Source organism: Fictibacillus sp. EA-CB0309, assembly GCF_055814265.1.
This window is the reverse complement of the sequence record NZ_CP169271.1, coordinates 3,178,789-3,192,718: the sequence shown is the minus strand read 5'-3', so window position 1 is coordinate 3,192,718 and position 13,930 is coordinate 3,178,789. Positions and strand designations below refer to the sequence as shown.

At 40.6% G+C, this 13,930-nt stretch carries 10 protein-coding genes and 2 pseudogenes; 10 read left to right on the top strand and 2 right to left on the bottom strand.

Features of this window, described 5'->3' with window-relative positions:
* Window positions 1–33 precede the first annotated feature (33 nt).
* The 6 genes and pseudogenes from ACEWFH_RS17890 (at window position 34) to ACEWFH_RS17865 (ending at window position 8,798) form a co-directional block, all read left to right on the top strand.
* Entirely contained in the window at window positions 34–954 is a 921-nt protein-coding gene (locus ACEWFH_RS17890) for a HEAT repeat domain-containing protein (RefSeq protein ID WP_473725090.1), read from the top strand.
* Window positions 938–2,380 (top strand): annotated as a pseudogene (locus ACEWFH_RS17885) (glycosyltransferase family 2 protein). The gene ACEWFH_RS17890 and the pseudogene ACEWFH_RS17885 overlap by 17 nt, the downstream one beginning before the upstream one ends.
* 258 nt (window positions 2,381–2,638) lie before the next feature.
* Window positions 2,639–3,547: a hypothetical protein gene (locus ACEWFH_RS17880; RefSeq protein ID WP_473725089.1), complete on the top strand. Its 909-nt coding sequence runs from the start codon at window positions 2,639–2,641 to the stop codon at window positions 3,545–3,547.
* A gap of 14 nt (window positions 3,548–3,561) precedes the next feature.
* Window positions 3,562–5,502 carry a hypothetical protein gene (locus ACEWFH_RS17875; protein WP_473725088.1) on the top strand — a complete coding sequence of 647 codons (1,941 nt, stop codon included), beginning with the start codon at window positions 3,562–3,564 and terminating at the stop codon, window positions 5,500–5,502.
* A 62-nt stretch (window positions 5,503–5,564) separates the two neighbouring features.
* Window positions 5,565–5,921 carry a response regulator gene (locus ACEWFH_RS17870; protein WP_473725087.1) on the top strand — a complete coding sequence of 119 codons (357 nt, stop codon included), beginning with the start codon at window positions 5,565–5,567 and terminating at the stop codon, window positions 5,919–5,921.
* Complete coding sequence (locus ACEWFH_RS17865) at window positions 5,922–8,798, top strand: ATP-binding protein (RefSeq protein ID WP_473725086.1); 2,877 nt, start codon at window positions 5,922–5,924, stop codon at window positions 8,796–8,798.
* A 254-nt stretch (window positions 8,799–9,052) separates the two neighbouring features.
* Here the strand turns inward: ACEWFH_RS17865 and ACEWFH_RS17860 are convergent, their stop codons facing one another.
* On the bottom strand, window positions 9,053–9,661 hold the full coding sequence (locus ACEWFH_RS17860) for a GNAT family N-acetyltransferase (RefSeq protein ID WP_473725085.1): 609 nt from the start codon (window positions 9,659–9,661) through the stop codon (window positions 9,053–9,055).
* A gap of 73 nt (window positions 9,662–9,734) precedes the next feature.
* On the opposite strand from ACEWFH_RS17860, the gene ACEWFH_RS17855 reads away from it, so the two are divergent.
* Complete coding sequence (locus ACEWFH_RS17855; RefSeq protein WP_473725084.1) at window positions 9,735–9,866, top strand: hypothetical protein; 132 nt, start codon at window positions 9,735–9,737, stop codon at window positions 9,864–9,866.
* A gap of 6 nt (window positions 9,867–9,872) precedes the next feature.
* On the opposite strand, the gene ACEWFH_RS17850 is transcribed toward ACEWFH_RS17855, so the two are convergent.
* Complete coding sequence (locus ACEWFH_RS17850) at window positions 9,873–10,325, bottom strand: hypothetical protein (RefSeq protein WP_473725083.1); 453 nt, start codon at window positions 10,323–10,325, stop codon at window positions 9,873–9,875.
* Window positions 10,326–10,412: 87 nt separating this feature from the next.
* Between ACEWFH_RS17850 and ACEWFH_RS17845 the strand changes: the two genes are divergently transcribed.
* From ACEWFH_RS17845 to ACEWFH_RS17835, 3 genes and pseudogenes are all read left to right on the top strand, one after another.
* Complete coding sequence (locus ACEWFH_RS17845) at window positions 10,413–10,880, top strand: GNAT family N-acetyltransferase (protein WP_473725082.1); 468 nt, start codon at window positions 10,413–10,415, stop codon at window positions 10,878–10,880.
* Window positions 10,881–10,968: 88 nt separating this feature from the next.
* Window positions 10,969–12,681 (top strand): methyl-accepting chemotaxis protein, encoded by a 1,713-nt coding sequence (locus ACEWFH_RS17840; RefSeq protein WP_473725081.1) that lies wholly within the window; start codon window positions 10,969–10,971, stop codon window positions 12,679–12,681.
* Between the two features lie 306 nt (window positions 12,682–12,987).
* Window positions 12,988–13,868 (top strand): annotated as a pseudogene (locus ACEWFH_RS17835) (SMP-30/gluconolactonase/LRE family protein).
* The last annotated feature ends 62 nt before the right edge of the window (window positions 13,869–13,930 follow it).

The window sequence follows — 13,930 nt, the reverse complement described above, 5'->3', positions numbered from 1 at the left end:
CGAGATTTCTCAAGAAAAAGAGATAAAAACTACATGGAGCAAATCCATCAGACGCTTTATGCCTATTTATATCAGCAACAGAAATCTCGTCACCTTGTGCCAGATTCAAAGATTAAATATATCGCGATTGAACGTCTTTTAACAGAATATTCAACAGTAATTGAAGGAGACGGAAAAGAGCGCATCTCCCAATTAGCAGATGAACTCTTTCACGACCGATATAAAGCTGTCCTTCGACAGAATAAATGGAGCAGCAGAATGAACGTTTTATACAAAATTGATGGATTTAGGATGAGAGCGTTATCGGAAGTGCTGAAACAAATGTTAAGTGATGAAAAGACAACAAAAGAAGAAAAGCTGATTATCTTTCGTTGTTTGTCTAACAATCAAGATGATGCATTATCTGAGCTGTTCCAATCCATATCTGTTCCGTTGTCAGTTTTAGAATACAGAAGCGTCCTAAATCGGATGGACGAAAAGACGTTCATCAGAATTGTCGATGATTATCGGTTGTATCCTGACCGTTTGAAGCTTGCCATCATCGATATGATCGGCATTCAAAAGAAACTAGACTTTGTTCTGTTCTTAGAAAGTCAGTTGAGTGATGAAAGCTTTGAGATCCGTATCCGCTCTATGAAGGCAATCGGAGAGGTTGGGTACTTGTCTGATTCAGAAGTGGTGAAACGCTTCGCTCGGTCTGATCAGTGGGAAGAGCGATTGATGGCAGCGAAAGTAATCGGCAAGACACGTGTTGTAAACGGTCTTGATGTCCTGGATACCCTTATTCGAGATTCGTCTTGGATGGTACGTGCACAAGCCGCAAAAGCTTTTTTAAGTTATACAGATGGACTTGAACGATTATATGATATTCGCTTTACGAGTGACGATCCGTTTGCCCGTGATATGGCTTCTGAATGGATCGAGAGAGGAATAGATGATGGTTACAGTTATTAGTCAGTTATGGCTCGAACTGCTTCGGGTCTTTGGCTGGTTTATTTTGTTTTATATGTCAGGGGTTGTTCTTTTTTATGGTCTGCTTTTGTTCTTGCCGCTTTCCAGTTGAAACGCGAGGAAAAGATCGACTCATTCGAGCGGTATGAAGATTACATGGATGCGAGCTACACGAAACCCGTATCTATTATTGTGCCTGCTTATAACGAAGAACTCGGTATTAAAGGAAGTGTCCGTTCCCTGTTAAGCATTAACTACCCAGAGTTTGAAGTGATCGTTGTAAACGATGGTTCCAAAGATCAAACGGTTGAAACGGTTATTGAACACTTTCAGATGAAAAAGTTAAAAAGTCATTCAGACAAGGCTGGACACGAATTCCATAAAAGGCGTCTATCAATCTGTGATCTATCCGAATCTATGGCTAGTAGATAAGATGAACGGCGGAAAAGCGGATGCACTCAACGCAGGTCTTAATGTCTCGAACTATCCGTATTTTTGTTCGTTGGATGGTGATTCTGTACTTGAACGTGATGCCTTTCTAAAAGTGATGAAACCGATCATCGACTCAGATGAGACGGTGATCGCGTCTGGCGGAAGCATTCGAATTGCAAACGGATGCGATATTCATGAGGGGCAAGTGGAGAGCATCGGTTTGTCAAAAAATCCGATTGTAATCATGCAGGTCATTGAATATTTGCGTGCGTTCTTGATGGGACGCATCGGCCTCAGCCGGTATAACTGGCTTTTGATCATCTCTGGTGCCTTTGGCGTGTTTTCGAAAAAATGGGTGATTGAAGCAGGCGGTTATAAGCGTGATACGGTCGGAGAAGACATGGAGCTTGTCGTTCGTCTTCAGAAGCTGATCAAAGATAAAAAAGAAAATAAAAAGATCGTTTATGTGCCAGATCCAGTCTGTTGGACGGAGGCTCCTGAAGAGCTGAAGTATTTGCACAGACAAAGAAACCGCTGGCATAGAGGATTGTTTGATAGTCTTTGGATTCACAAGGCAATGCTGTTCAACCCTAAATACGGTTCGATCGGGATGGTATCACTTCCTTACTTTTGGCTGATTGAACTCGCTGGCCCTGTTGTAGAACTATGTGGCTACCTGTTTGTCATCCTCTCCTTTTTTCTAGGAGGAATCTATATTGAAATGGCTTTGCTCTTTTTTCTGTTGTCTGTCTTAATCGGTTCACTCTCTTCAATGGGGGCGGTGATTCTAGAAGAGTGGAGTCTGCGGAAATATCCGAAAATCTCGGACATCGTAAAATTGTTTGGCTATTCTCTGACGGAAACGCTTTGGTATCGTCCGTTAACCGTCGTTTGGCGCTGCCAAGGATTGATTCAAGCGATTCGCGGTAAGAAGTCATGGGGAGAAATGAAGCGAAAAGGTATATCCGGGGAATCTCACAATGAACACACATCATAAATCAAGGAAACGTTTCTTTTTGCTTTTCATTTTTCTCATTATCGCACTGATTACTTCTCCGTTTTGGGTGTGGTGGATGAAACAAGAAAAGGAAATGAACGTCGCGATTGTGGATAAAACCGTAAAAAAAGAGACGTATCGTGAGCATAGCGGGTTAGTATGGGCGTTAAACCATATGAAAATTCAAAACAAGAACGGGAAAGCGTACGAAGAGACGAAACATTTTAGCTCCTCAGTACCACAGTTTAATAAGGGGAGATGCCTGAAGTCCTTTATGTGGCGGACAGCTATGGTGTGGAACTTGTCAACGATGAGAATAAACCAAGTGTCGACGGCGGTTTGACAAGTAAAGAAGTCGAGAACATCAGAAGTGCTGTGATGTCAGGGAAAACAGACCTGATCGCCGAATTCAACACATTCGCAAGCCCGACAGGAAAAGAAGCTCGTGAAGGGATCTCGGAGCTGTTAAACGTGGAGTGGTCCGGCTGGATCGGCAGATATTTCTCAGATCTTAACGGCAAAGAAGTTCCGTCATGGGTGAAGAAGAACTACGAAGAACGATATGACAAGTGGACGTTTAAAGATGGCGGCATGCTGTTTGTTCATGAAAAAGGCGAGATGGTTGTTTTAGAAGATCGTGACATGAAGGAAAAAGGGGCAACGTTCTTCTTTACGAAGAATGGAGAAAAAACGTACGGTTTAGATGTTTCTGTTCCTTATCATTATTGGTTTGATATTGTAAAACCATTTTCCGAAGAAGAAGTCATGGCAAAGTACGAACTAAAGTTAAGTGGTTCTGGGAAAGAAAAGCTTAAGAAATACCAGATTCCTACCTTGTTCCCAGCCATCATTCATCATCAGAACGACGCATATCGAGCTACTTATTTCGCTGGTGACTATGCTGATCAAGCCGAACTTCCAGAGTTATATCAAACATGGGGAATCAGTTGGATCAAACAAAAGTTTGCGCTGGATGACGGCCAGGGTAGTACGTTCTATTGGAAAGTGTATTTGCCTTTAATGAAGTCGATCTTACAGAGTGAACAGCATATCGAGAAACAAAAACAAAGAGTACAGGTTGAAGAAGAGAACGGAATCAAGATCAACGCAAGAACAGAAGGAATTATCTTCAAGTTCTGCAGAACGGAAAATGGGAAAACATGCTGATAAAAGGGGTGAACATGGGAATTGCCAAACCGGGAAGTTTTCCAGGTGAGACGGCAATCTCTAAGAGTGAATACTTCCGATGGTTCAAACGGATTGGTGAGATGAACGCGAACACGATCCGGGTATACACAATTCACCCACCAGGCTTCTATGAGGCGTTTTATGAATACAACAAAATTGCTAAAAAGCCATTGTTCCTTTTTCATGGTGTGTGGGTAAATGAGGATCAGTTGAAAGCTAAACAAGATGTTTATGCACTTGAAGTTTCCGATACATTCAAAAAGGAAATCAAGAATGTCGTGGATATTGTTAACGGAAATGCTTCTATCCCTAAAGTACCAGGGCATGCTGGCGGTGATTATAACAAGGACATCTCAAAATATGTTTTAGGATATATCCTTGGTGTGGAATGGGACCCTGAAGTTGTAGTATCAACCAACGAGAAACATCAGGGAAACCCCAGCTTTTCGGGAGATTATTTTACAAGTGCTAACGCTTCTCCATTTGAGAGCTGGCTCGCGTCGATGCTGAATTATACGACGAATTATGAGACGGACACGTATAAATGGCAGCACGCAGTCAGTCATGTGAACTGGGTAACGACAGATACACTGAAGCATCCTGCTGAACCTTTTGAAAAAGAAGATATGGTCTCAGTCGATCCGAACGCGATTAAGCCACAGAAATCTTTCAAATCAGGGTATTTTGCATCGTATCATGTCTATCCGTATTATCCTGATTTCTTAAACTACGAGAAAAAGTATCTGGAGTATGTGGATCATCGCGGAAAGAAAAACAACTACGCAGGGTATTTAAACGACTTAAGGCGCGTACATGAGATCCCAGTCGTCGTTGCGGAATTTGGGGTTCCAAGTTCAAGGGGAATCACGCATGAGAACGCATTTGGATGGAACCAAGGTCACCATTCCGAAAAAGAGCAGGGTAAGATTGACTCGAGGCTGTTTGAAGACATCGTGGAAGAGAAGATGGCGGGCGGAATGGTGTTCACGTGGCAGGATGAATGGTTTAAACGTACGTGGAACACGTTGGACTTCGACAATCCAGACAGACGACCGTTTTGGTCAAACGCTCAAACGAATGAGCAGCAGTTTGGGCTGCTTACCTTTGACCCAGAGTCTCCAATTAAGGTTGACGGTGAGGTTGAGGATTGGGTAAGCATAGCGCCATATCAAAAAAGCTCATCTATGAAAAAAGATTTAAAGTCTTTATATGTAACGAGTGACAACCGATATGTATATATGCGGATTGATTACGACAATACAATAGATTCAGAGAAATTAAATACAACCATTTTAATCGATACGATTTCTGATCAAGGACAGCTGTCCTCACCAAATGGGTCAGTCAAAATGGATGCTGGCGCAGAATTTGCGATCAACCTTGTGAATACGAAGGAATCTAGAATACTCATTGATAGTTATTACGATACTAACTATTACTTATATGGTCATGAGCTAAATATGATTGAACACAAAGATTATGCGAGCAAGAAGAACAACGGAGTCTATCATCACATCACAATGGCTTTAAACAAAGAGCTTACGATTCCGAGTACGAAGGAAGTGATACCGTTTCAGTCGTTTGAAACAGGGAAACTGCATTTCGGAAATGGAAACCCCGCTCTTAAAAACTATGATTCTCTTACAGATGTAAGTGTGAATGAAAAAGAAGGAATCGTAGAGCTACGGATTCCATGGCTTCTATTTAACGTGAAGGATCCTAGTCTGCATGAAGTAATGGGAGACATGTGGAAAGGAGAATTAGAGGCGAGTAAAAAAACGGATGGTTTTGCAATCGCTGCATACACGTACAAAGAGAATGGGAAACAGGCAGTTGACGCTCTTCCAAACGCAGAAGATGGAATCATTCCACTTCAAAAACAAAGAAGTATCGATGGGATGAGTGGAACGAACCTCTTTATCAGGAACGGCTGAAACAGTCTTATTATGAATTGCAGAAAACGTATGAAAAAGTGAAGGGATCGGAGGAATGATCCATGGCGAGAATTCTTTTAGCAGAGGATGAAGAAATTTTACGCATGCTCGTTCTTGATACGCTAGAAGACGAAGGATATGAGATTGATGAGGCGGCAGACGGTCAGGAAGCGTATGAAAGACTGTCAGAGAACGACTACGATCTTGTCATATTGGACTATATGATGCCGCGTATGACGGGGCTTGAGGTTGTTGAGAAAACGAGGACCATCTTAAAAAAGAAAGAGATTAAAATGATGATCCTTTCAGCGAAAAATCAACAAACAGATCGGGAACGGATGAAGGAAGCGGGGGCTGATTACTTCATGTCAAAGCCGTTCAGTCCACAACAGCTCCTTGAAACGATAGGGAGATCTTAGGTGCGTAACTATTTCAAACGAAGTCTAGGCAGGAAAGTAATTGTCATTAATCTAACTTTTGTCATCCTGCTCTTATCCGGTATGGTTTCTCTCAGACTCTATCATATTAACTTAACAGAATCGCTTGATACAGAGATTTCAGCCAAGCAGAACAAACTGAACTTTGTAGAAGAAATGAAAGAGAACCTGAATTCGATCATGTTTGATTCAAGAGGCTATTTTGCTTTTGGGTCGGAATCTTTTTTGGATAAGATCGGACAGAAAGAAAAACAGATTGAGGCTGATCTCGCAACGTTTGAAAAAACGTATAAATCCGAAGAAGACAAAGAAGTGTTAGCAGAGATTAAAGCGTTTACGAATACCTATTTTAATAACTCCCTTCCGCGTGCTATCCAACTTAAGCGCGAAGGAAAGGTCGATGAAATTATAAAAATGTCCCAAGAAGATGGCGGTACACAGCGTGTTTATGATGTGTTGGACACACTTGATTCGTTTGAGGCAGACGTTCAAAAAGAGATTGATGAGGTTTATCGCAAAAAAGATCAAAAAACAAGCACGAGTCAACTGATCTATTTTTCTTTTCTCATCTTTATGGTGCTGGCGTTTCTTGGGCTGATCAGGATGATGATGAAGCAATTCGGAAGTCCTCTTCGGAAGATCGCTGATATTTCCACTGAGATTACAAACGGCCAGTTTGTTACGAATGTTCCGTATACAAATAGGCTCGATGAGATTGGTGTTCTGTCTCAAGCGTTTGAAACAATGATCAGAGGTATACAAAATAATGAACAAGAGTTGATTGCGCAGAACGAAGAACTTGCTGCTCAGCAGGACGAACTAAACGAGCAGCAAGAGAAGCTTCGTGAAGCACTATCAACAACGGAACAGAACGAAAAGATGCTGCTCCGAATGAACTCTTTTATTCACTCCATTTCCAATACGCTTGATAAGCATCAGCTACTAAAGAGCATCGTAAGCAACATGGTCGAAATCACTTATTCAAGTAAAGGATTGATCTGGTTAATCGATGGCAACAAAACGGCAACGGTCGGGCTGTCCGAAAATGAGCAAATTCAGTTCTTAGACCATTTTCCTAAGTCAGGTATGTTAGCTCGGTTAAAGGAAAGTACCTTGTCGTACCAAGTGATGAGAGAGACGTCAGCATCAGAAAAAGGGTATATCGATGAACCATTTAAATCAGGTGATCTGTATATTCCGATTTTCTCAGGAAAACGTGAAATTCTGGCGGTTATGGTTCTAACACGTTTAGGTTCATCTTACTCGTGTGATGAGGTAACAGAATACCAAGGTCTAGCCCGCCAAGTCGCTCTTTCTCTAGAGAAACTGAAGCTGTATGAAGATAGTGAGAAACAGCGTGTTAACATGAAAAATGTGATGAACAGCATTCATGAAGGAATCCAACTCATCGATAACGACGGCAACATCATTTCTGCCAATCAAAAGTTTTGTGAGTTTATGGACTGCGACAACCCAGAACAGTTAACGAGCATGGGGTTTGAGGAGTGGACAAGCCGCTTGAAGGGAAGAGTTACAGGCGCTCATGAACTGCTCTCTTTTATTCAGAACGCGGTACATGAAAAGAACGACGTCGGCATCTCCTATGTATTTGAACTAGAAGGTGAAGTAAAGAGAGTCATACAAATCTACTCAGAAAGTCTGATTCAAAACGATACAAAGCTCGGTACGGTCATTGTGTACCGTGATATCACAAAAGAATATGAAGTCGATCAGATGAAGTCAGAGTTCGTAACAACCGTCAGCCACGAACTTCGAACACCGCTGTCGAGCGTTCTAGGATTTACAGAGCTAATGCTGACACGTGAGTTGAAACCGGAACGGCAGAAGAAATATTTAACGACGATTCACCAAGAGGCATTCAGGCTAACATCACTCATTAACGATTTTCTTGACGTTCAGAAAATGGAGAGCGGCAGCCAAGAGTTCGATAAAAAGTATCACTCTGTTTTGCCAATCATTCAAGACGTGATCGACGTACAGAGAGTGAATAGCGAGAAACACGTGTTTGACGTAGATGTTCAAACAGAAAAGCTATCAGTGTTCGGTGATCGAGATAAGCTATCACAAGTGTTCATGAACCTGATCTCCAACGCTGTAAAATATTCACCTGAAGGCGGGAAAGTTCAGGTCACCTTACGCAATAATGAAAATCACCTAATGATAGATGTAAAAGATGAAGGCCTTGGAATTCCTAAGTCTGCGATTGGCAATCTGTTTACGAAGTTTTACAGAGTGGACAACTCAGACCGCAGGAAGATCGGCGGGACAGGGCTTGGTCTTGCCATTGTTAAAGAGATCGTTAAGGTACACCAAGGCGATATTTCCGTTGAGTCCAATTTAGGTGAGGGAAGTACGTTTACCGTAATGTTCCCCGTGATTGATGATGTGTATGTGAATGCCTCTGTTACTCAGACGAAGGGGCAAAAGGTGGATATCATCATCATTGAAGATGACAGGCATCTCGCAGGACTGATTACGGAAGAGTTAATGGAGCACGGATTTCATATCGCGCAGTTCAACACGGGTGAAGATGCCGTGAAAATGGTTGAAGAAACGAAGCCAGAAGCGATCGTTCTTGATATTTTACTAGAAGGCGAAATGGATGGCTGGCAAGTGATTCAAACGCTGAAAAGTACTCCAGCCACAAAGAACATTCCAATCTTTATTTCGTCGGCACTAGATGAAAAGCAGAGAGGGCTTAACTTAGGTGCAGCAGGGTACTTGATCAAACCGTATCAGCCAAGCCAGTTGACGTCATCCATTCTGCAAGTGATGTTGAACAAGGAAAAGAACGGACATATATTGATACCGGAAGAACCAAGTCATACAAACGAATAATGATAGAGCCTGCAGATGAAGTACTGCAGGCTTTTCTAATCGTCTTTGAAAGTAGTTGATTTCCGCTCCAGGTTGCTCGCTTTCCGCGGGGCAGGCGGTGAGCGACATTCTTAACGTTTCACTTCTAAGTGTCTCACCTGCCCGCCTGTCCTAGCCGTAGTCTCGCACCTTGCACTTCAATCAACTTGCCAGTGAAGACAAGCTTAAAAAATCTTTTCAGAATCAACATTCTTTTAGTAATTTTTGAATGTGGTTCATTTTTTTGAAAGATAATACGCTTTTCTCTCAATAAACCCTTGCTTAACACTGCTCCAATCTTCTTTTGTAATTGAATAGAGAACGGCATTTCGAATATATCCGTTTGAAAGGATGCGTTCGTTTCTCATGACTCCTTCTTTAACTGCACCTAATCGTTCAATGGCTTTTTGTGAACGTTCATTCCTTTCGTCTGTTTTAAATTGCACGCGAATATAATCTAAGGTTTCAAAGCAGTATGTGAGCAGAAGTTGTTTGCATGCCGAGTTTACAAATGTACGTTGATGTTCTTTTCCGTACCAAGTAGAACCTAACTCACATGACCGTTGTGCAGTACTTATTTCGTAAAGACGCGTAGTGCCAACGATTTGGTTGTTTTTCTTTAGTACAACTGTAAATGGTAAGGCTAGTCCTTTTTCACGAAGTTCGATGGCATTCATTACCCAGTTATCCATATCGTGTTGTGATTGAATGACACTAAGCATAAATTTCCAATTGTCTGTGTGATTGATCTTATAAAGTGGAACGGAATGCTCATACTCCATAGGAATCAACTGTATGACTTCATCTTCTAAAATGGTCGGTGAGGGGAATAAAGTATGGTTCATGGTTTTAGTTCTCCTTATAAAAGAATTGGATATTTATGTTAACATTTAAATATAAAATTAAAGAGGTGAATCAATGGAATTTTTTATTTTGATCATATTAATCGTATTTTTGTTTGACGCAGCAAAATTCAGGAAGCAGAATGAAACGATTATTTTGCAAAACGAGAAAATGATTTCTCTTCTTGAAGAGATAAAAAATAAGTAGAACTTACTATTCCTTATAAAGATTAAAAAACTGATAATGATCTTTCCCTGTAATCTTTAAAACGAGTTTCTTATTTCCTTCGAGAATCCCACTCTTTCCATCAAATGTAACGGATAACTGGTTAGGAAAATTTTTAAAAGACAAGTTGTATGTTCCAATCTCTGTTTGCTTTTTAGATTGATCATAAGCCGTACTTAGTGTGAAGGTAAGTTCTTGCGGAAGCTTTTTATCACTTGTAATGTGTGTAAGCATCAATTGGTTTTGAGATTTTTTCATAGAGAACGCTGCTTTCCAGAAATCGTTTTCTCCTGAATAAACGATTGTGTCACTTTTCGATTTTAGTCTAGCTTTTATTGAAGTTTCAATCGAAGTTGGAACCGTCTCTTTGGAGAAGATTGATAAAACAGAAACAAATCCTATGAATAAGATAAATGCCAAAACAATTTTCTTTTTCATCATCATCAATCCTCTCATCAACTTCATAACAGTTTATTCTTTGTTTTTATATAGAAATCCTTGTTCGTTTATAGAAAGGAGAGTTAATGAATGGAAGTCAGAATGTATGAAAACAGAGATCGCAGAGCAGCTCTTCAATACTCCTTACCAGCTGAGCAAGCCTTATATACCTCCATGCCTGAAGAGGTACTTAATGTTTTTCAAGATGATGTCTTTAACCAGCCATTTGTTATCTGTTCCGGAGAGGACCTAGTAGGCTGGTTTGCTCTGTATACCAATTCTTCAGGCAATATCTACACAAACAATGAGCATGCCATTCTTTTAAAATCGTTCTCGATTGATGTGCGTTATCAAAAAAGAGGGTATGCTCTTGAGGCGTTAAGAACGCTCCCTCGAATCGTGAAGAATCAATACGAAGATAAGAATGAAATACTTTTAACCGTTCATGAAACGAATGGTGGTGCTATATCCCTTTACAAAAAAGCCGGTTTCATTTATAAAGGTGAAAATTATGATGGGGAATATGGCATAGAGATGATCTTTCATATGGGACTTTAGACCTTTACAAACTCTTTACTAAACCTTAACACCATTCCTTAGTAAAAATTGTCATAATTTCTATACATAGACAAAAGGGGTGGGCAGTTTGAAGAAGGTATTATATCAGATTAAAAGGTTACAGTTATTTGAGAACATAAAGCTTCCTGTTACGTTTAAGGTCAAACTTAACTTACAAACAAAGCTGTTAGTGATGATGCTTTCACTTGTTGTTTTAACAATCTCAATCGTAGGAATCTTCAGCTATAACAAAGCATCAGACACAACACGAACCATTATTGAAAATAGATTAGAACGAGAAACTGAGACAACGTATGACATTGCGAAAAATCTAAAATTCAGCTTCATACGAGATGAAGAAATGTTCAATAAACGTTTGGGTGAAAGCATCAACACACAGTACGTTGGTCTTCAGCAGGACGACATGAAAGCAAATATCTTTTTAATAGAGAACAGTAAAGTAACTTTATATAAGACCAGTGGAAAAGATGACATTACTTTGACGTCAGCCAGTAAAAAGCAAATTAGTAAACTTGAAAATGGTGTGCTGCACACAGACATCGGGGGCGAGGAATATACATTCGCATTTAAGCAAATTCAAGAGTTGAACGGAATCTATGTGATCGCCGTTGAAACAGAAAGTTATATGCAGCCGATTTATGAGTTAAGAAACTTTATCGCTGTTGCCGTAATCGCGAGCATTCTTTTAACAGCAGCTGTAATCATATTCTTGATCAGAAGTATCACATCGCCGTTATCTGCATTAAGCCGGGTCATGAAACGTGTACAAAAAGGTGACTTTCAGCATAATGTGACTTATCAATCCAGACATATCGAGATTCAGAGATTAATTGAGAGCTTCAACCAGATGATGACGTTTATCAGAAATGTACATGCTCAGATTCAGCATATATCTAGTGAACTGACGGCTCAAGGAGATGAGCTCGAACATACATACAGTGAGGCGAATCATTATAATGAACAACTTCTTAACAGGATTGAGAACGTGATGATTGGCGCAAAAGAAACAGCCATCAGCTCTGAGCATAGCGTTCGCCTTTTTACAGATATGCAAGAAAAAGTGAGTGAGCTGAACAAAAACGTCATGGCGGTAATGAATGAGTTTTCTTCTATGAACCAAAATGCTGTCTCAGGCCAAGAAAAAGTGGAGAAGCTAGTTGAAGAGATTCATAACAATCATGATCGTTTTGCACATTTAAACCAAATCATTGATGAGATGGGGAATTATTCGAACCATTCTCAAAACGTAATCTCGACCATCAAGGATATTTCCGAACAGACCAAACTGCTTGCATTAAACGCTCGGATAGAAGCGGCTAGAGCAGGTGAGGCTGGAAGAGGTTTTGCGGTAGTTGCCGATGAGGTTGGAAAGTTAGCCGATCAGTCGAGCGAAGCAGCGGCTGATATCATTGCGACTGTTAATCAGATGAATGAAACAGCACTGCAGGCAATCGAGGAATCACGCATTCTTGGTGAAACGAATCAATCTCATTTACAGCAAGTGAAGAATACTACTGGGTTTATTCAATACTTGATGAAATCGGTAGTAGAAAACAATGAGCGAATGAGTGATATGAGTGTTGCCCTGCAAGAGCTAAAAGTGGTGTTGCCTGAGATTGAAACAGCTGCCATCCAGTTCTCGAGCATTTCTCAAGAAACCCTGGCGAGTTCAGAAGAGATGTCCGTAACATCCGTCAAACAAAATGAAAAAATCAAACAAGCGTATCTCATTGGAGCTTTGCTTTCCAATTTGTCACAGCAGTTAACGAAGGAAAGCTAGTTTAAGCGTGTGGGTGAGGAGAGAGAAACGGCATAAATGGGAAAGTGACGGGTATCCGTCACTTTTCTTTATATGATTTGGGATTGCGGGATGTCGAAATTTGCAAACTCGCGGATATATAGGCAAAACTCGCGGGATTAATGTTAAAATTTCAGGAATTAAGTGCCGTATTTCCTGATTTATACGGTGTGGGAGGAATTTTCATCTACATTTAAAACAATCAGGTACGCCACAATCCCCATGATATACTTAAAACGATTAAGGGAATGTATATATACATACAACTACGGTTTGAAGGAGGTTAACATGTTAAATAGTGAAGCTGAATTGTTAATTCCAGCAAAAGCTAGTCTAGGAGAAGGGCCATGCTGGGATTCGGATAAGAAAGTGCTATATTGGGTCAATATTCTAGATAAAAAGGTAAATGTTTACGATCCGCGTACGCATAAAAATAGAGAGATTCAGTTGGATCAAATGGTTGGAACGGTTGCGCCAAGACAGTCGGGTGGATTAGTGGTAGCTCTACAAAAGGGGTTTTATTTTTTGGACGTTGAGACTGAAGAACTCACACCCATTGCGGACCCCGAAAACCATCTGCCTGAAAATCGATTTAACGACGGAAAGTGTGATCCTTTCGGACGCTTTTGGGCAGGAACAATGAGTTTAAGTGAAGAAAAAGAAGCAGGTTCTTTATATTGTCTAGGTACAGATTTAGAGGTAGAAAAAAGCAAGGAAACCTTACTATATCAAATGGTCTGGCTTGGTCTCCTGATCAAAAGTTTATGTACCTCATTGACACGCCAACAAAGAAAGTTACAAGATTTGATTATGACCTACAAACAGGTAGCATCGATAATCAGACCGAAGTGATAGATTTTCCAGAAGGCGTTGGATCTCCAGATGGAATGACGATTGATGAAGACGGTATGCTATGGATCGCTCATTGGGGCGGTGCGCAAATATCTCGTTGGAATCCAACTACAGGTGAACAACTGTTATCTATACCTATTCCATCATTAAACGTTACCTCGTGTACGTTTGGAGGAGAAAATCTGGATGAACTGTATGTGACTACAGCAAGAAAGAATACAAGTGTTGAAAACTTAGATCGTTTTCCAGAAGCAGGCGGGGTGTTCAAAGTGAAGCCTGGCGTGAAGGGAATGCCAGCAAATCTTTTTCGTGGATAATTCAGTTTAGAGCAGCGTTTAATTGACGCTGTTCTTTTTTTTGAGATTTTTTCTTTTAACAA